This is a genomic window from Amphibacillus cookii (assembly GCF_016908375.1).
In the GTDB taxonomy this organism is placed as follows: domain Bacteria; phylum Bacillota; class Bacilli; order Bacillales; family Amphibacillaceae; genus Amphibacillus_C; species Amphibacillus_C cookii.
The window spans coordinates 264,167-283,348 of sequence record NZ_JAFBDS010000002.1; the positions used below are offsets into that span (position 1 = coordinate 264,167).

A 19,182-nucleotide genomic window follows, 5' to 3' on the forward strand; every position below is an offset into this window, starting at 1 on the left:
GGTTTTATCGATACAAAGATGAATGAAAATCTTACAACACATGAAAAAGCAATGATTACTGATGTTATTCCCCAAAAACGATGAGGAGCAGTAAAAGATGTTGCAAATTTAGTAACTTTTTTGCTTGATCAGAAGTCTAATTATATAGATGGAGAAAATATTGAATTGTCCGATGGTTGGCGATAAGTGATAGGGAAAAAATAATTATTCAATCATGACATTCTTCTCTTTTATAATGAGCGAAAATCATTTATTATAGTAGTAGTATGCTCAAGTGAAATGATAGTTGACAGTGATTAAGTAAACGGATGGTGTTATAGATGCAAATTGGTGAAAAATTAAAAGAAGCACGTTTGGATAAGGGTCTTTCCTTAGATGATGTCCAACGTTTAACTAAAATTCAAACGAGACATTTACAAGCCATTGAAAGGAATGACTTTTCAGTTATACCTGGAAGCTTTTATACACGTGCTTTTATTAAAGAGTATGCAAATGTTGTCGACTTAGACCCGAATCAGCTTTTAGATGAACATCGAAACGAAATACCAGCTTCAGAAACGGAAAATGCTGTAGAATATACACGTATGCAACGGACAAGGGGAAAAACAACTTCATCAAAGACGTCACCATTTGCTTCTTTGTTACCTACTGTGTTTGTTATTCTCCTTATTGTTGGTGTAGGCTTCTTTATATGGCGGATTACTTTAGGGCCGGGGCAGCAAGACGCTGAAGATGGAAATGAACAAGTACAAACAGATCAATCAGCTGGTGATGAAGTCTCGTTACCACCTGATACAAGTGATGAGGATAATGGGCAAGAACAGCCCGATTCAAACGATAACGATGATGAGGGTGAAGAAGAGGAGGAGCAAGAAGAGGACAGTGAAGATCCAGAACTGACCTTTTTTTCCTATGAAAGTAACCAATCGATTTATCAATTGGAAACTGATGATGAAACGATTGAATTAACGATAGAAACATCAGATAGCAATTGGTTGGAAATTGAAGATGATTCAGGTGAGCGATTGTACTACTCTACATTTCAATCCAGTGAGTCCCCGCTTACCATTGATGTTACTGATGAATCTTTTGTTTATTTGAGGTTTGGAAATCCGAGTGTGATTGATCTCTCAATTAATGATTTAGAGGTGGTTCTTTCTGAGGATATCGCACCTACAGCTGTACAACAGGTTTGGATCTATATTAATGAAGAGCCTGAGTCATAAGTTTACCAATTTTCAGCTTTTCGATTGAGCTAATTGTTAACGACCCTTCTCATCAAGAGGTGAGAGGGGTTAACTGCTGTTACAGGATAAAGGATTACATATATTTATTACAGATAACGAACGCTAATGTCCTGATTCGCTCAACTAATAATCAGTGGACGAAGAACAAAACCCGTCACTGATTGAAAGTTCGTTTTATATCGTTTGATTAATGGAAAGGATGGATGATTAAATGAACATTCCAAATCGGATCACTTTATCACGTATTTTTTTAATTCCTATTTTTATATTACTACTAACCTTACCGTTGGATTGGGGGAGTTGGACAATTGGACATCAGACATTACCAATTGTTGACTTCGTAGCAGCACTATTATTTATTGTAGCCTCAGGCACAGATTGGGTCGATGGTTATTATGCTCGTAAGTATAATTTAGTAACGAATTTAGGAAAGTTTTTAGATCCAATGGCAGATAAGCTACTCGTAACAGCAGCCTTTATTTTGTTAATAGAGATGGGTGCTGCTTCGGCTTGGGTTGTGATTATTATCATTTCTCGAGAATTTGCGGTAACAGGGTTACGTCTTGTTGCGGCTGGAGAAGGGATTGTATTGGCTGCGGGGCAGATGGGTAAATGGAAAACGACATTTCAATTACTAGCGATTGCCGTCCTGTTATTACATGATTTTCCTTTCTCTTACTTAAACTGGCCTGTTGGAACCATCTTATTATACATCGCGCTTCTACTTACTGTTGTTTCTGGTGCCGATTACTTTGTTAAAAATTGGCATGTTATGAAGGAGTCAAGGTAATGAAAGGTATTCAAGCAGAAATTATTGCAGTAGGTACAGAATTGTTACTCGGTCAAATTGCTAATACAAATGCGCAATGGATTTCTCAACAGTTAGCGACCAGAGGGATAAGTGTCTATTATCATCATGTGGTTGGTGATAATGAGAAGCGGTTCTTGGAAGTCTTACAATCAGCAACGAAACGTTCGGATCTTATTTTAATAACTGGCGGCCTTGGACCAACCGATGATGATTTGACTCGAGAAACTGTAGCTCAATTTGTAGGGGAAAAGTTAGTTGAAAGTAAACAGGCATTGGCCGACATAGCAGCTTATTTTGAAAGAAGCAATCGCGTAATGACTAATAATAATAAAAAACAAGCACAGATTATTCCTGGAGCAACCATCATCCCAAATCGATCAGGAACGGCACCAGGTATGATTGTCCCTTATCAAGATTGCCAGTTTATTTTAATGCCAGGTGTTCCAGATGAAATGAAGGGGATGATGGAGGATACGGTTTTTCCTTATTTAAATGACTGTTTAACACTCAACGATGTTATTACGTCTAAGATGCTTCGCTTCATAGGCATTGGTGAATCTGAGCTTGAAATGAAAGTGAAACACATTATTGAACAACAAACTAATCCCACAATCGCACCGTTAGCAACCGACGGAGAAGTAGCATTACGGCTAACCGCGAAGGCCGAGTCTTCTGCTGAAGCGGACCAGTTGATTAATGTAGCTCAACAACAAATTGAGCAGATTGTCGGTGATTATATTTATGGTGTGAATGACCAAACCATTAATCAAGTCATTGTTAATTGGCTCATTCGAAATCAGGAAACAATTGCTGCAGCCGAAAGTTTAACCGGTGGTCGTTTCGCAGACGCAATGGTATCTGTACCTGGCGCTGGTCATGTTTTTAAAGGAAGTATTGTAAGTTACACACCTGATGCCAAAGTAGCAGTACTTGATATTGATCAATCCATTCTTGATCAGTATGGGATGGTAAGTGAACATTGTGCTTACCAAATGGCTAAACATGCAAAAAATAAGTTCCATGCCACATATGGAATTAGTTTTACCGGTGTAGCTGGTCCCGATGAATTGGAGGGGAAAGAAGTAGGTACGGTTTATGTTTGCTTTTATCAGTCAGAAGAAAACTATAAGATTGAACAATTTTCCTTCCCTAAAAATAGAGAAATCGTCCGTAATCGCTCAGTAAAAAAAGGTTTAGCATTAATTTATCAATATTTGAAAATAAACCACAAAGAAAGCTAATTCCTTCAGTTTTATCAACTTTTCTATAGAAAACAGCTGGTTTACCACATAAAAAAATAAGAACATTCATTCGCATTTTACTTGTTTAATTGTTTAAAACGGTGTATGATAGATTTAGTTGAAATTATGAGGAGGAATTCTTGTGAGTGATCGCAAACAGGCCTTAGATATGGCTTTAAAATCTATAGAGAAACAATTTGGAAAAGGCTCAATTATGAAATTGGGTGAGCAAGCTTTGCAGAAAATCGCAACGGTCTCAAGTGGCTCTTTGGCTTTAGATGTGGCTTTAGGTGTTGGGGGCTATCCAAGAGGTCGTGTTATTGAAATATATGGTCCTGAATCATCAGGTAAGACAACGGTATCGCTTCATGCAATAGCTGAAGCCCAACAACAAGGCGGAACTGCTGCTTTTATCGATGCTGAGCATGCCCTTGATCCAGTATATGCTAGAAATTTAGGGGTGAATATCGATGAACTATTACTCTCACAGCCTGACACTGGTGAGCAAGCATTAGAAATTGCTGAAGCATTAGTGCGTAGTGGAGCGGTAGATATTATTGTTATTGATTCTGTTGCAGCGTTAGTTCCAAAGGCAGAAATTGAGGGTGAGATGGGAGATGCCCATGTTGGCCTTCAGGCTAGACTTATGTCACAAGCTTTGCGCAAGCTTTCAGGAGCGATTAATAAGTCAAAGACAACGGCTATTTTCATTAACCAAATTCGTGAAAAAGTGGGTGTCATGTTTGGGAGTCCTGAGACAACCCCTGGAGGGCGTGCGTTAAAATTCTACTCCTCGGTACGTTTAGAAGTTCGTCGTGCAGAGACGATTAAGCAAGGAAACGATATGGTTGGTAATCGAACACGGATAAAAGTGGTTAAAAACAAAGTAGCTCCTCCATTTAAGCAAGCTGAAGTAGATATTATGTATGGTGAAGGTATTTCTCGAGAAGGGGAAATGCTGGATATTGCCTCTGACTTAGATATTGTGATGAAAAGTGGGGCATGGTATTCATACAATGATGAACGTCTTGGACAAGGACGTGAAAATTCTAAGCAGTTCTTAAAAGAGAATACTGCAATTGCTACAGAAATTTATCAATCAGTGCGCAATCATTATAATATGGATGAACTTAATCCTAATGAAGAACCGATCATGGATGAACTTATTGAAGATGGTAAGTAAATAGAAAATGGTTAAGACAGTGTCTTATAGCTATGATGATCCTAAAAGTTAAAGCTGAATTTAACGGTTGGGATTTGGCTAAAGGTGCTGTCTTTTGTCTTGCCATTACTTCTTTTTGCAAAAAAAGCAGCTTAAAATAATGATATTTCTTGACAAAACAATAGGATTTTGAAAATAGTATGTGACGTTTTCTTGACATTACTTATACGCACTATTAAAATTAATGGTGTATAATTCATTTTTTTTAAATTATACACAACTATTAATGACGCATTTTAAATGAGTAAGACAAGTATATGCCGACTTAACTTAAGTTTAAAAATGAATAGCAAGAGGAGGTGAAACCATGAATTATCTGGACTTTTTGGTTATCGTCATCTCCAGTTTGGCTATCCTAATCGTCGGTATTGTTGTTGGCTATCTGATTCGTAAATCGATTGCAGAGAAAAAGATTTCAAGTGCAGAAGAGTTGGCAAAACAGATCGTAGCGGAAGGGCATCGTAATGCGGAAGTTGCTAAGAAAGAAGCCCTTTTAGAAGCGAAGGATGAAAATCATAAATTTCGTCAGCAAGCAGAGGACGAACTTCGCGAACGACGTGTTGAACTTCAGAAGCAAGAAAATCGTCTCATGCAAAAAGAGGAGAACCTTGATCGCAAAGACGAAACGTTAGATAAACGTGAACGTATGCAAGAGAAGAAGGAAAACTCATTAACAGAAAAACAACAACAAATTGAAGAAATGGAAGGCAAAGTGGAAGCCTTGTTGAAAGATCAACAGGCTGAACTGGAGCGCATTTCTGGTTATACATCGGATCAAGCAAAACAAGTGATTTTAGAACGGGTCGAAAAAGAAGTTAGTCATGAAACAGCACTTATTATTAAAGAGGCAGAAAATCGTACAAAAGAAGAAGCAGACAAAAAGGCTAAAGAGATTTTATCACTTGCCATGCAACGTTGTGCAGCTGATCATGTTGCAGAAACGACAGTGTCTGTAGTAAATCTACCAAATGATGAAATGAAAGGCCGAATTATTGGTCGTGAAGGTCGGAATATTCGAACTTTAGAAACCTTAACAGGTATCGATTTAATTATTGATGACACGCCAGAAGCTGTCATTTTATCTGGTTTCGATCCAATTCGCCGCGAGACAGCGCGAATTGCCTTAGAGAAATTAGTGCAAGATGGTCGTATTCACCCTGCACGTATCGAAGAGATGGTTGATAAGTCGAGACGTGAAGTCGATGAATATATTCGAGAAGTTGGTGAACAAACAACTTTCGAAGTAGGTGTACATGGCTTGCACCCTGATTTAATTAAGATTCTTGGACGCCTCAAGTACCGTACAAGCTATGGTCAAAATGTTTTAAAACACTCAATTGAAGTGGCCCATTTAGCTGGTTTACTTGCATCAGAGTTAGGGCAAGATGTTATGTTAGCTAAGCGAGCTGGACTATTACATGACATCGGGAAAGCGATTGATCATGAGGTAGAAGGTAGTCATGTTGAAATTGGAAAAGAGCTTGCAATGAAATACAAAGAAAAAGAAGTGGTTATTAATGCTATTGCTTCTCACCATGGTGATGAAGAGCCCACTTCTATTATTTCAGTCCTCGTTGCAGCTGCTGATGCTTTATCCGCTGCACGACCAGGTGCGAGAAGTGAAACATTAGAGAATTATATTAAAAGACTAGAAAAGCTTGAAGAGATTTCTGAATCATATGAAGGGGTTGAGAAATCCTTTGCTATTCAAGCTGGGCGAGAAGTTCGAATCATGGTTAAGCCGGATGAAATTGATGATCTTGAATCCGTGCGTATTGCTAGGGATATTCGAAAGCGAATTGAAGAAGAACTGAATTTCCCTGGACATATTAAGATCACCGTTATTCGCGAAACACGTGCAGTAGAATATGCAAAGTAAACATGTTTTTAATAGCAGAAAAGCGAAAGAAGCGACCAACATGTTGGTCGCTTCTTTTTGACAAGAGTAGGAAATTATGTGAAACTGGGTGTTATATAATAAGAAGTTTAAAGTGAAGGAGCACATTAATGCGTATTTTATTTATTGGCGATATTGTTGGGTCAATGGGGAGAGAACAACTTCAAACCTATTTACCGAAATTAAAACAGAAGTATCAACCGCAACTAACCATTGTAAATGGTGAAAATGCTGCTTCAGGGAAGGGCATTACTGAGAAGATTTATAAGCAATTTCTAGAGTGGGGTGCTGACGTTTTAACGATGGGAAATCATACTTTTGATAAAAAAGAGATTTTTGAATTTATAGATCGTGCGAAGCGAATGGTAAGACCGGCTAACTTTCCTGTTGGCACACCAGGTAACGGAATAACATTTACTAATGTGAATGGTACGGAAGTAGCAGTAATTAATTTACAAGGCAGAACATTTATGCCGGCTATCGACGACCCATTTCGAAAAGCTGATGAACTGATAGCAGAAGCCCAAAAAAGAACGTCAATCATTTTTGTGGATTTTCATGCTGAAGCTTCGAGTGAGAAATTAGCACTAGCTTGGTATTTAGATGGACGGATCAGTGCGTTAGTTGGTACGCATACGCATGTGCAAACCGCTGATAATCGAATACTTGATCAAGGCACTGCCTATATTACTGATGTGGGTATGACGGGCCCTTATGATGGTATTATTGGTACTGAACGCGAGGCGGTCATTAAGAAATTCTTAACCAATCTTCCTGTGCGTTTTGAAGCAATGAAGCATGGAAAGTATCAGCTCAGTGGTGTAGTTATTGATATTGATCCTGCTTCAGGTAAGGCCAAAAAAATTAATCGTATTTTTATTACAGAGGATCAACCTTTTTTCAGTTAATCATTCGATTAAAAGTAAGCATATCAGCAGTTTGTGAGAATATAGTAAAAGTGGAACGACTTTAGAAAACCAAGGAGGTAGCAAAAGTGGACGTATTAAAGGTTTCAGCTAAATCAAACCCAAATTCAGTAGCAGGTGCCTTAGCAAATGTGTTACGCGAACGTGGTTCGGCAGAAATTCAAGCCATTGGTGCAGGTGCACTTAACCAATCTGTGAAGGCTGTGGCAATAGCTCGTGGTTTTGTTGCACCTAGTGGTGTTGACTTAATATGTATCCCTGCTTTTACAGATATTAAAATTGATGATGAAGAAAGAACGGCAATTAAACTCATTGTTGAACCTCGTTAATTGGCTTTCCTGTTTGTATTTTACAAACAGGATTTTTCACATTTTAAGGAGAGTGGCTGAAGATGTTAATCGATGCACATTGTGATTTATTATATCAACTTTGGCGGCATGCATACGATGTTAATCAGTCAAACAAACTTCAATTTGATTTAACTAAGTGGCGTAATAGCCCTGTTCGGATTCAAGCTTTTGCTATATTTGTACCCGATGATGTTCCGGCTTATAAACAATATGATGTAGCATTGAAAATGGTGGAGCTTTTTTATGAAAAAATCATTGTACCCAATCCTGACATAGTGTCTATAAAAACGAAAAAAGATATTGAAAATATAGCCGATCACCAACGTGGTGCAATCTTAACTTTGGAAGGATGCCATCCAATAGGTAGAGATTTAAACAAATTAAAGCAATTGATTGATTATGGTGTCCGAATTGTCGGTTTGACATGGAATAACAATAATGCTATTGCTGATAGTATTGATCACCCCCATGGAAAGGGATTAAGTAGTTTTGGACATGAAGTCATTAATTTATTAAATGATGAACAAATTTGGACAGATGTCTCACATTTATCTATTAAAGGATTTTATGATGTTATAGCAACGGCACATGATGTGATGGCATCGCATAGCAATGCTTTTACGGTATGTCCGCATAGGCGTAATCTTGATGATCAGCAGATTGCCGCACTAATCAAACGTGACGGTTGGATTGGTGTTACTTTTGTTCCTTACTTTACAAAGGTAAATGAGCCAGTTGAGATTGATGATGTCATGAAACAGATTGATTACTTCCTCAAACGTGGTGCGAGAGAGCATCTAGGCTTCGGTTCTGACTTTGACGGTATATTAACAACTATTCAAAATTTAGAAACAGTAGAAGACTATGTTAATATAGTAGAAGCCTTAAATAAAAGATACGATAAATCAACAGTTAAGCAAATCACTGGTGAAAATTTCATAAGAAAATTCCCTAGAATCAAAGTGTAAATCAAGCTTTTTTACACAAAAAAGTATGATGACGTGTTAGAATGGACAAAGACGTACGTGTAAGGAAGGAGTCATTTTCAAATGAACGAAAAACAACGTAAAGAAAGTAGTCAAATAAAGCAAGATACACATGCAAATTTAGATCGTTTGAAAAAAATGGATTCAGACGAGTTGATCGGTAAGTATTTCCAGTCAACTTATCAACCCCCTAATTTGAAAAAAGCTAAAAAACGCCTCAAGAAAGATGTTGATATTCATTACGACTTTAGTATTCCGGAAGATATGAAAGGAATCGGAAAAGACAAAAAATTTCTGATTCGCACATACGGATGTCAAATGAATGAGCATGATACTGAAGTTATGGCGGGCTTATTAACGGATTTAGGCTATCAACCTGCAGAAGATACAAGTGAGGCAGATGTGATCTTATTAAATACATGTGCGATACGAGAAAATGCTGAAAATAAAGTTTTTGGTGAAATCGGTCACTTAAAACCGCTTAAAATGGAAAATCCCGATCTGATTATCGGTGTATGTGGCTGTATGTCTCAAGAAGAATCTGTTGTTAATCGTATTCTTAAAAAGCATCCTTTTGTCGATATGATTTTTGGCACCCATAATATTCACCGTTTACCAAGCTTGTTAAAAGAAGCGATGTTTTCTAAAGCAATGGTTGTTGAAGTATGGTCTAAAGAAGGCGATATTATTGAGAATTTGCCAAAAGTCCGTAAAGGTAATATTAAAGCATGGGTAAATATCATGTATGGCTGTGATAAGTTTTGTACGTACTGTATTGTTCCATATACAAGAGGAAAAGAGCGCAGTCGTTTACCAGAGGATATTATTCAAGAAGTACGCCAACTTGCAGCTCAAGGTTATCAGGAAGTAACTTTACTTGGACAAAATGTGAATGCTTACGGAAAAGACCTTGAGTTTGAATATGGTTTAGGTGATTTGATGGAAGAAATACGTAAGATTGACATCCCTCGTGTTCGTTTTACAACGTCTCACCCTCGCGACTTTGATGATCGTTTAATCGAAGTATTGGCTAAAGGTGGTAATTTACTCGATCATATTCACTTACCTGTTCAATCCGGTAGCTCTGATGTATTACGGATTATGGCGCGACGTTATACACGTGAAGATTACTTAGAATTGGTCCGTAAAATTCGTGAAGCAATGCCAAATGCAACATTAACGACGGATATTATCGTTGGTTTTCCAAATGAGACAGATGAACAATTTGAGGAAACAATGACATTAATGAAAGAAGTGGGGTTTGAAGCGGCATATACTTTTATTTATTCACCGCGTGAAGGCACACCGGCTGCACGGTGGGAAGATAATATCCCAATGGAAGTGAAGAAAGAACGTCTCCAACGTCTTAATGCTCTTGTTAATGAGCAATCCAAATCAGCCATGGAGAAGTATGAAGGGCAAGTAGTTAAGGTTTTAGTAGAAGGAGAAAGTAAAAAAGATCCTGAAGTACTATCAGGATATACCGAACGAAATAAGTTAGTAAACTTTAAAGCATCTAAATCACTTATTGGAAAAATTGTTCCGGTTAAGATTACAAAAGCTAAAACATGGTCATTAGACGGTGAGCTCGTTGAGATGACGTCCGGGGTGTATTAAAAAGTGACATACTCAAAAGAAGAAATCTTTAAGAAGGTCGAAGAGATCACCAATGACTTAAATGAATTAGAAGAAGTAGAGCGCTATAAAGCACTTGAAGAACGCTTGAATGCTAATCAAAAAGTTAAGGACAAAATTAATCAAATTAAAGCATTACAGAAACAAGCTGTTAATTTGCAAGCCTATGAAAAACATGAGGCTGTTAAACAAATTGATCAACAAATTGATGCAATCCAAGCGGAGATTGACGCGATTCCCATTGTTGCAGAATTTAAAACGTCACAAGTTATTGTTAATGATGTGTTACAATCACTAATTGGTAATATAGAAACTCAAGTTAGCGATAAATTGAACCAAAATGAATAAAAAATTTTTTGATCAAATCACACCGATGACTTTTATCATCCAAGTGATTGATTGGACAATCTACCAAATCTCCTGATTGAAGGTCGGGAGATTTGTTGTGTTTTGAGAACGAATAAAACGAACCTTAGCGTCCGTTATCTCCCACCTCAATAGATTGACCTCTGTGCTCTATTTTGAGGTGGGTGGTTTACGGACGGTTATCTGTGATAAAACCGGTCGTACATTAACAAGTAAGAGGTTAGCTCCAGACATGTACTTCTATGGATTTATAAAAATAATCTGTGTTTACAGTAGCAACGGTTAGGCAAATGCATAGGATGAATTATGTGGTAAGTGTCACTTCGCCTAGCTATATTGAATAAACTGAACATGAAGAAAGAGGAGGTTATTGTCTATGTCATTTCTTGATCAAGATTATCGAGAAATTATTACAAAAGCTGTCATCGGTAAGGGTCGTAAGTTTACGCAAGATACCCATATTATTAGTCCAACACATCAACCCTCTAGCATTTTAGGGTGTTGGATCATTAATCATTTATATAATGCCAAACGTAAAGGTGATGAGGTGGTAGAAGTAAGTGGAAGCTACGATATCAATGTTTGGTATTCATACAATGATCATACAAAGACAGAAGTCGTTACTGAGCGGGTGACTTATTCAGATCCCATTAAACTAGCCGTTAAAGATAAGCAAACCGTAGGCTCTCACATTGAAGTTCATGCCAAACCGTTACAACAACCTAATTCATTATCGTGTACGATAGAGAAAGCAGATCGAAAAATTAAAACGGAAGTAGAGCGTGAATTTTTAGTTGAAGTTATCGGTGATACGAAAGTAGCTGTTCGCGTTGATCCAAGTGGCGTTGTAGAAGGTGAAGAAGATTGGGTTGATCAGTTAACAGACGATGAGCTAATCAATTTAGAACCAAATGATACGAATTAATAGGTAAAGCGTACATGTTGTTGTACGCTTTCTTTTTTTTATTGAAGATAACCGTCTGTAAAATCCGCGCCTCAAAATAGAGAGTAGCGATCATCTATATAGGCGAGAGATAACGAACGCTAATGTCCTGATTCGCTTAACTCGGTTTATTTTATACGAAGAATTAATGAAATTCTTTGAATCTACGGGTAAAAATTGGAGTTGATGATATGCTATAATAAGAATATTGAAATCTTTAAATAGTTTAGGAGATCGATTAATGAGTAATTATACGCCAATGATTGAACAATATTTGAAAATAAAAGCACAATATCAAGATAGTTTCCTCTTCTTTCGCTTAGGTGATTTTTATGAAATGTTTTTTGAGGATGCGTTAAAAGCATCTCGAGAATTGGAAATTACGCTTACAAGTCGTGATGGTGGAGGGGAAGAGCGTATACCTATGTGTGGTGTTCCTTACCATTCAGCAAGTAATTACATAAAAACCCTAATTGAAAGAGGATTTAAAGTTGCAATATGTGAGCAGGTTGAAGACCCTAAAGTTGCCAAGGGCGTTGTGAAACGAGAAGTTATTCAGCTTATTACGCCAGGTACAGTTATGGAAGGCGCCATGCTTGACGAAAAAGAAAATAACTATTTAGCAAGTATAACAGGTTTTGAACATGGGCATTATGTCCTGGCATACAACGATTTGTCCACAGGCGAAACAAGTGCAGCACTCGTCCAAACCGGTTGGGAAAGTGTGTTAAGCGAACTCTATAATAGACCCATTAGAGAAGTTGTTATTTCAAAAGACTTACCCGTAGAGCATCAAGGTGATCTTACCAATCGTCTTCAAGTCACATTATCATATGTCGAAGAAACAACAATAGAGCAGCCCTACGAGCATTTGGTTGAAAATATTGACAATGAGAAATTGAAGATCGGATTTGGTAGGCTTGTTCATTATATTCAATCGACCCAACAACGTGCACTTGATCATTTAAAACCACTTCAGGTTATAAAACTAAATGAATATTTAGGGCTTGATATGTATTCAAAGCGTAACTTGGAGCTGACTGAAACCATTATCAAAAAAGGAAAACAGGGAAGCTTGCTTTGGGTTCTCGATCAAACAGTGACTGCAATGGGGGCACGTAAATTAAAAAAATGGCTAGAACGTCCATTACTAAATCAAGATATACTAACAAGGCGCTATCAACTTGTTGATGGATTGATGGCTGATTTTATCTCGCGCGAAGATTTACGCGAACAACTAAAGTCCATTTACGATTTAGAGCGTTTAGCTGGGCGAGTTGCTTTTGGTAATGTTAATGCACGCGATTTATTGCAATTGAAATTATCAATTACAAAAGTACCTGGTTTAAAGAAAATACTAGCACAATTTTCGGAAGAACAATTAGTGAAGCGTGGAGAAGCTTTGGATTCGTTAACGGAGTTGCAAGATTTGCTTGAAACCAGTTTGACTGAAGACCCGCCTTTAACCATTAAAGAAGGTGGCATTATTCGAGATGGTTTTAATGAAGAGCTTGATCAATATCGGGATGCCTCACGGAACGGAAAAAAATGGATTGCTGAACTCGAACAACAAGAAAAGCGAGCAACGAATATAAAATCTTTAAAAATTGGTTACAACCGGGTTTTTGGCTATTATATTGAAGTGACCAAAGCTAACCTTCATTTGCTCCCCGAGGGGAAATATGAACGTAAGCAAACATTAACCAACGCAGAACGCTATATTACACCAGAATTAAAAGAAAAAGAGCAATTAATTTTGTCAGCAGAGGAAAAGAGCATCGATTTAGAATACAATTTATTTATTCAATTGCGAGAACAAGTTAAATTTTACATTACACGTTTACAGACATTAGCTGATCAAATTAGTGAGCTTGATGTGTTGCAAAGCTTTGCTTTGGTGAGTGAACAATATGGTTATGTTAAGCCGACATTAACAAACGAGCACACGATTTCAATTGCAAAAGGGCGCCATCCAGTCATAGAAAAGGTGATGAAAGACGAGGAGTATGTGCCTAATGATGTATTAATGGATCAATCAAGCCAACTCCTTTTAATAACTGGACCGAATATGTCTGGTAAAAGTACATACATGCGTCAAGTCGCATTAATTGCAATTATGGCCCAGATTGGATGCTTTGTACCTGCTGAGCATGCTACATTACCTGTATTTGATAAAATCTTCACTCGAATTGGTGCGGCAGATGATTTGGTTGCAGGACAAAGTACATTTATGGTTGAGATGCTTGAAGCGAAGCATGCATTAACGCAAGCGACAGAAAATAGTTTGATTTTGCTTGATGAAATAGGGCGTGGGACAAGCACTTATGATGGTATGGCTTTAGCACAAGCTATTATAGAGTATGTTCATGATCGGGTAGGTGCCAAAACGCTCTTTTCTACGCATTACCACGAATTAACGAGTTTAGAAGATCAATTAGAGCAATTAAAAAATATTCATGTCCGTGCTGAGGAATATGAGGGACGTGTGGTCTTTCTTCATCAAATTCAAGATGGTGCAGCAGATGAAAGTTATGGTATTCATGTCGCTAAACTTGCTCAATTACCAGAAGAGTTAATTGAAAGAGCCAAAGTTATTTTAGCTGAGTTAGAAATGAAATCAGAATCATCTGAAGTGCAGCAAGACACTGATCAATTAAGCTTTTTTGCAGCTGAATCTACTTCAATAGAAAAGAAACAATCAACTTCAAAGATTGAGCAAGCACTTAAAGCACTAGATTTAATGGAAATGACCCCTATGGAAGCTATTAATGAACTGTACCGATTGCAAAAGCTAGCGCGAAAGGATGAATCATAATGCCAATTGAAACAATGCCTGATATTTTGGCCAATAAAATAGCAGCAGGTGAAGTGGTGGAGCGTCCTGCTTCAGTGGTCAAAGAGCTTGTCGAAAATAGCATTGATGCAAAGAGTTCAGTAATTAAAATAGAAGTTGAGGAAGCAGGATTGCGTAAAATAAAAATTACAGACAATGGAACGGGGATGGATAAGGCTGATGCAGAACGAGCATTTTTACGTCATGCAACAAGTAAGATTCGGACAGAACAAGATTTGTTTCATGTCGCTACATTAGGTTTTCGTGGGGAAGCGCTAGCCTCTGTTGCTGCAGTTAGCCAGCTGACTATAAAGACATCTACGGGGGAAAGTGCAGGAACGATTATCTATCTTGAGGGTGGAAAAATGGTCAGTCAAGACAAAGGTGATGCAAGACAGGGGACAGAGATTACGGTGCAACATCTTTTCTATAATACCCCAGCTCGTCTGAAATATATGAAAACCATTCATACCGAGCTTGGACATATTACAGATGTTGTTAATCATATCAGTTTATCTTATCCAAACATACGTTTTGAATTGTATCATAATGAAAAATTATTATTTCAATCAAATGGGCGTGGTGATTTGCTTCAGATTATTGCTCAAATTTATGGCGTTTCTGTTGCAAAGAAAATGCTTAAAGTAGATCATAAGACCTTAGATTATCATATTACTGGATATATTGCTAAGCCTGAGATTACAAGGGCGTCACGTCACTATATGTCAACGATTATTAATGGGCGTTATATTAAGAGTATCCCCTTAAATAAAGCGATCCTTAATGGGTATCATACGCTTTTACCAATTGGACGTAGTCCGATTGTCGTCATGCAAATAGAGATGGACCCGATCTTAGTTGATGTTAATGTTCATCCTGCAAAGCTTGAAGTACGCTTTAGTAAAGATAGAGAATTATTTCAAGCAATTGAAGAGTCAGTTCGTCAGACGTTCCGAACAGAAACGCTTATTCCAACAGTTACACAACCGAAAAAAAATATAACCCAAAATACACAAGAAAGCTTTAACTTTGAACATCAGCAAGAAAAGCAAACTTCATCAGAACTTGGACCAACAATAGAAACAGAAAATAAATCAACGGACACACATCAGTCACTCGATTTTACTTTAGATGCAGCGAAAGAGGAAGTGTCGGCTTATCAAGCCGATGTTGATCCGGTGGAGCATAGTCCTGCGCAAGTCAATCAAGCTGTGTCTGCGAAAAATGAACGGGTACCCGTGTTATATCCAATTGGCCAACACCATGGCACTTATATTCTAGCTGAAAATGAGCAGGGTTTATATATGATTGATCAACATGCTGCACAAGAGCGGATTAAGTATGAATATTTTCGAGATAAAATTGGTCAAGTAGAGAGCGAATTGCAGGAGCTACTCATGCCATTAACTTTTGACTTTTCTAATCAAGAGGCGCTTATGATCAACCAATATCAAGAACAGTTGAAAGAGGTTGGACTATTTTTTGAACATTTTGGACAAACAACTTATTTAATACGTGCCCACCCGCAATGGTTTCCTAAGGGTTTCGAAGAAGAAGTCATTCGTGATATTGTAAATCAAGTGATGGAGGAAGGTAAAGTTGATTTAAACAAATTAAGAGAAGAGTCAGCCATATTAATGGCTTGTAAACGTTCAATCAAAGCGAATCATTATTTGAATTATGATGATATGTTTCAGTTGTTAGAATCATTACGCGAAACGACAGATCCTTTTACTTGTCCCCACGGAAGGCCGATCATTATTAATTTTTCAAACTATGACATTGAAAAAATGTTTAAACGCGTGATGTAACTGTAACAATGAGATATAAAGGGAACTTTTATCACAGATAACGTCCGTATACTATCCACTTCAAAATAGAGAGCATAAGCAAATCTATATAGGTGGGCGGGGTGATAACGGATGGCTAATGTCGGATTCACTCAACGAACCTGCAATCCGTGGGGTAAGATCGTAGACTAAAACCGCCACGTCCTGTGGCAACGTCTGCATGACCTACATCCTGTAGGCCCACGCCTGCGGATTGAAGTTTTGTTCTATACACTTAAAAAATTAAGGTTGCCACGTTCGTGTGGCACTGTCTACTGGTCTACCTTCTGTAAATTTAAAGCGATGTTCGTACTTGGAAACACGATGTTTACCAAGGTATCTTTGGGTTGTGAGCGATCACAAAATATTTACAGAGATAGAATACGCACAATAGGTAGTAACTAAAACTTATTATACGAGGGGTAATTGAAATGAAACAACCGGTCGTGGCCATTGTAGGGCCGACAGCTGTTGGTAAAACAGAGTTAAGTGTTCAGATTGCTCAACGTTTTGATGGTGAAGTTATTAGCGGAGACTCTATGCAAATATACAGAGGAATGGAGATTGCAACCGCTAAAGTAACCGAGGAAGAAAAAGCGGGTATTCCTCACCATATGCTTGACATTAAGGACCCAGAGGAATCGTTTTCTGTAGCTGAATTTCAAGAAAAAGTCCAGCATTACATTACGATGATTACAGACAAAGGGCGCCTTCCAATTATTGCTGGAGGTACAGGATTATATATTGATGCCGCCTTGTCTGATTACCAATTTTCTGAGCAACGTCGTGATCCCAGTTACCAAGCAAAAATCGAGGCATCGATTGAACAAGATGGTATTGATCATGTTTATGCACGTCTACAATCCATTGATCCTATTCAAGCGGCTAAAATACATCCTAATAATGTAAGAAGAATTGTTCGAGCTTTAGAAGTTTACGATCGTACAGGCCAAACGATGAGTGAGATGCAAGCCCAACAATCTCAAACCTCACCGTATCATCCTATTTTAATCGGTTTGGAGATGGACCGTACCCTTCTTTATCAACGTATTAATGAACGGATTGATCATATGCTCACATTAGGTCTGATAGAAGAAGCACATTATTTTTACAAACAAGGTTTAGAGAATGCGCAATCTATGAAAGCGATTGGTTATAAAGAGTTTATTCCTTATTTTAAAGGTGATTGTGATCTTGATGAGGCTATTTTATTACTTAAACGTCATTCAAGACGCTATGCTAAACGCCAATATACGTGGTTTAAAAATAAAATGAAAGTAAATTGGTATAACTTAACTCCCGAGACAAAAGAGCAAGTTTTTGAAAAAATTTATTCAGATTTAGCAGGAATTTTAAGTCTAACCTAGAATTATATTATATTAGAGATAGAATAGAGGAGGAATAGTATGGCTCAATCTGTAAATATTCAAGACCAGTACTTAAATGCCCTAAGAAAAGATCATATTCAGGTCACTGTCTTTCTAACTAATGGTTTTCAATTACGTGGTCTTGTTAAAGCGTTTGATAACTTTACTGTTTTATTAGAAACAGAAGGAAAGCAACAATTGATATTTAAACATGCCATTTCAACATTCGCACCTGTAAAAAATGTAGCTCTAGAAAAAGAATAATTACCTATGTCAACAGCTAACACAGCACCCTTTAGAAAAGATCTAAAGGGTGCTGTGTTTTTTGACGAAGCGATAAAAAATCTAAAGACCTAAGCATAAAACGAACCTTAGCGTCCGTTATCACCCACCTCAATCGATGCTCTGCACTCTATTTTGAGGTGGGTGGTATCCTATCCCGGACGTTTAGCTGTGATACGTAAAAGAATAAGCGAATATGAATTTTTCTCATTTATTTAGTGTTAATACAAAGCAAAAGTTGCGTATAATACATAAAGAAAGAGGTGATTAGACAGATGGCCATGAGAACGAATCAAATTAATATTGTCTTACACGATACCCACCTTAATCAGGCTGAAAACGAAGATCGAGTTGATCCATTTGAATCCATTAACCAAGTGATGCAAGGTTTTATTGGTATGGATAATCTCCGTGAGAAGATGAAAGAAATTTATGCTCATATTGAAATAAACAAAAGACGTCAAGAAGCAGGGCTTAAGACAGAACAACAATCATTACATATGCTATTTAAAGGGAACCCTGGAACCGGAAAAACGACGGTAGCTCGTACTTTAGCTAAATGGTTTGTCGATTTGAATATTTTAGAGAAAGGCCATATTATTGAAGCAGATCGAACAGATTTAGTAGGTGAATACATTGGGCAAACAGCGCACAAAACACGAGCATTAATACAGCGAGCACTTGGAGGCGTTTTGTTTATCGATGAAGCTTATGCTTTGGCGTATGGTGGAGAAAAGGATTTTGGAAAAGAAGCGATTAATACGTTAGTTAAGCAAATGGAAGATCATCGCCAATCTTTTATTTTAATCTTAGCAGGATATCCTGAGGAGATGCAGTTTTTCTTGCGAAGTAATCCAGGGCTAGCTTCTCGTTTTCCTTTCATTTTAGATTTTGAAGATTATCAATTAAGTGAATTAATGGAAATCGCAAAAAAAATGGTTAAAGACCGTGATTATCACTTAACTGAAAAAGCTGAATTAAAACTTCGTCGATTAATTGAGCGTGAATTGCTAAAGTATACAACGTATCCATTTAGCAATGCCCGGTTTGTTAGAAATATTATTGAAGAGGCCGTTCGAAAGCAATCGATTCGTTTAGTTAAAGAAAGGGTATATGAATTAAATAAGTTAATATTGTTAACATCTGACGATATATAAGAAAAAAGTTAACATCATTCGTGAATATTTTGTGTAAACTTGCTTACCGGATTATATTTTTTTGTTAAAATAGAAGAGACGTATTGTAGA

The 19,182-nt window shown here is 37.4% G+C and carries 16 protein-coding genes; all 16 read left to right on the forward strand.

The features are described 5' to 3' along the window. Positions 1-320: 320 nt before the first annotated feature. Positions 321-1,226, forward strand: a complete 906-nt coding sequence (locus tag JOE23_RS04345) for a helix-turn-helix domain-containing protein (RefSeq protein WP_204436074.1) — start codon at positions 321-323, stop codon at positions 1,224-1,226. 232 nt (positions 1,227-1,458) lie between these two features. Then, on the forward strand, positions 1,459-2,037 hold the full coding sequence (gene pgsA, locus JOE23_RS04350) for a CDP-diacylglycerol--glycerol-3-phosphate 3-phosphatidyltransferase (protein WP_204436075.1): 579 nt from the start codon (positions 1,459-1,461) through the stop codon (positions 2,035-2,037). After that, positions 2,037-3,299 carry a competence/damage-inducible protein A gene (locus tag JOE23_RS04355; protein WP_204436076.1) on the forward strand — a complete coding sequence of 421 codons (1,263 nt, stop codon included), beginning with the start codon at positions 2,037-2,039 and terminating at the stop codon, positions 3,297-3,299. Before pgsA ends, JOE23_RS04355 begins: the two co-directional genes overlap by 1 nt. Before the next feature lie 142 nt (positions 3,300-3,441). Further along, entirely contained in the window at positions 3,442-4,482 is a 1,041-nt protein-coding gene (gene recA, locus JOE23_RS04360; RefSeq protein WP_204436077.1) for a recombinase RecA, read from the forward strand. 346 nt (positions 4,483-4,828) lie between these two features. Continuing rightward, a complete protein-coding gene (rny, locus tag JOE23_RS04365) occupies positions 4,829-6,400 on the forward strand; it encodes a ribonuclease Y (RefSeq protein ID WP_204436078.1) in 1,572 nt (523 codons plus the stop codon). Between the two features lie 128 nt (positions 6,401-6,528). Further along, a complete protein-coding gene (locus JOE23_RS04370; protein WP_204436079.1) occupies positions 6,529-7,326 on the forward strand; it encodes a TIGR00282 family metallophosphoesterase in 798 nt (265 codons plus the stop codon). A gap of 86 nt (positions 7,327-7,412) precedes the next feature. Then, the gene (locus JOE23_RS04375) at positions 7,413-7,673 is read left to right on the forward strand and encodes a stage V sporulation protein S (protein ID WP_017471953.1); all 261 of its coding nucleotides are present in this window, start codon (positions 7,413-7,415) and stop codon (positions 7,671-7,673) included. A gap of 62 nt (positions 7,674-7,735) precedes the next feature. After that, entirely contained in the window at positions 7,736-8,662 is a 927-nt protein-coding gene (locus JOE23_RS04380) for a dipeptidase (protein WP_204436080.1), read from the forward strand. Between the two features lie 81 nt (positions 8,663-8,743). Next, the gene (miaB, locus tag JOE23_RS04385; RefSeq protein WP_204436081.1) at positions 8,744-10,297 is read left to right on the forward strand and encodes a tRNA (N6-isopentenyl adenosine(37)-C2)-methylthiotransferase MiaB; all 1,554 of its coding nucleotides are present in this window, start codon (positions 8,744-8,746) and stop codon (positions 10,295-10,297) included. A 3-nt stretch (positions 10,298-10,300) separates the two neighbouring features. Beyond that, positions 10,301-10,663, forward strand: coding sequence for a YlbF family regulator (locus JOE23_RS04390; RefSeq protein WP_204436082.1), 363 nt, complete (start codon positions 10,301-10,303; stop codon positions 10,661-10,663). 394 nt (positions 10,664-11,057) lie between these two features. Then, positions 11,058-11,606, forward strand: a complete 549-nt coding sequence (cotE, locus tag JOE23_RS04395) for an outer spore coat protein CotE (protein WP_017471957.1) — start codon at positions 11,058-11,060, stop codon at positions 11,604-11,606. A 259-nt stretch (positions 11,607-11,865) separates the two neighbouring features. Next, a complete protein-coding gene (mutS, locus tag JOE23_RS04400) occupies positions 11,866-14,439 on the forward strand; it encodes a DNA mismatch repair protein MutS (protein WP_204436083.1) in 2,574 nt (857 codons plus the stop codon). Further along, complete coding sequence (mutL, locus tag JOE23_RS04405) at positions 14,439-16,268, forward strand: DNA mismatch repair endonuclease MutL (RefSeq protein ID WP_204436084.1); 1,830 nt, start codon at positions 14,439-14,441, stop codon at positions 16,266-16,268. The genes mutS and mutL overlap by 1 nt, the downstream gene beginning before the upstream one ends. A gap of 449 nt (positions 16,269-16,717) precedes the next feature. Then, a complete protein-coding gene (miaA, locus tag JOE23_RS04410; protein ID WP_204436085.1) occupies positions 16,718-17,653 on the forward strand; it encodes a tRNA (adenosine(37)-N6)-dimethylallyltransferase MiaA in 936 nt (311 codons plus the stop codon). A gap of 39 nt (positions 17,654-17,692) precedes the next feature. Beyond that, positions 17,693-17,917 carry an RNA chaperone Hfq gene (gene hfq / locus JOE23_RS04415; RefSeq protein ID WP_204436086.1) on the forward strand — a complete coding sequence of 75 codons (225 nt, stop codon included), beginning with the start codon at positions 17,693-17,695 and terminating at the stop codon, positions 17,915-17,917. A gap of 293 nt (positions 17,918-18,210) precedes the next feature. Further along, entirely contained in the window at positions 18,211-19,092 is an 882-nt protein-coding gene (locus JOE23_RS04420) for an AAA family ATPase (protein WP_204436087.1), read from the forward strand. The last annotated feature ends 90 nt before the right edge of the window (positions 19,093-19,182 follow it).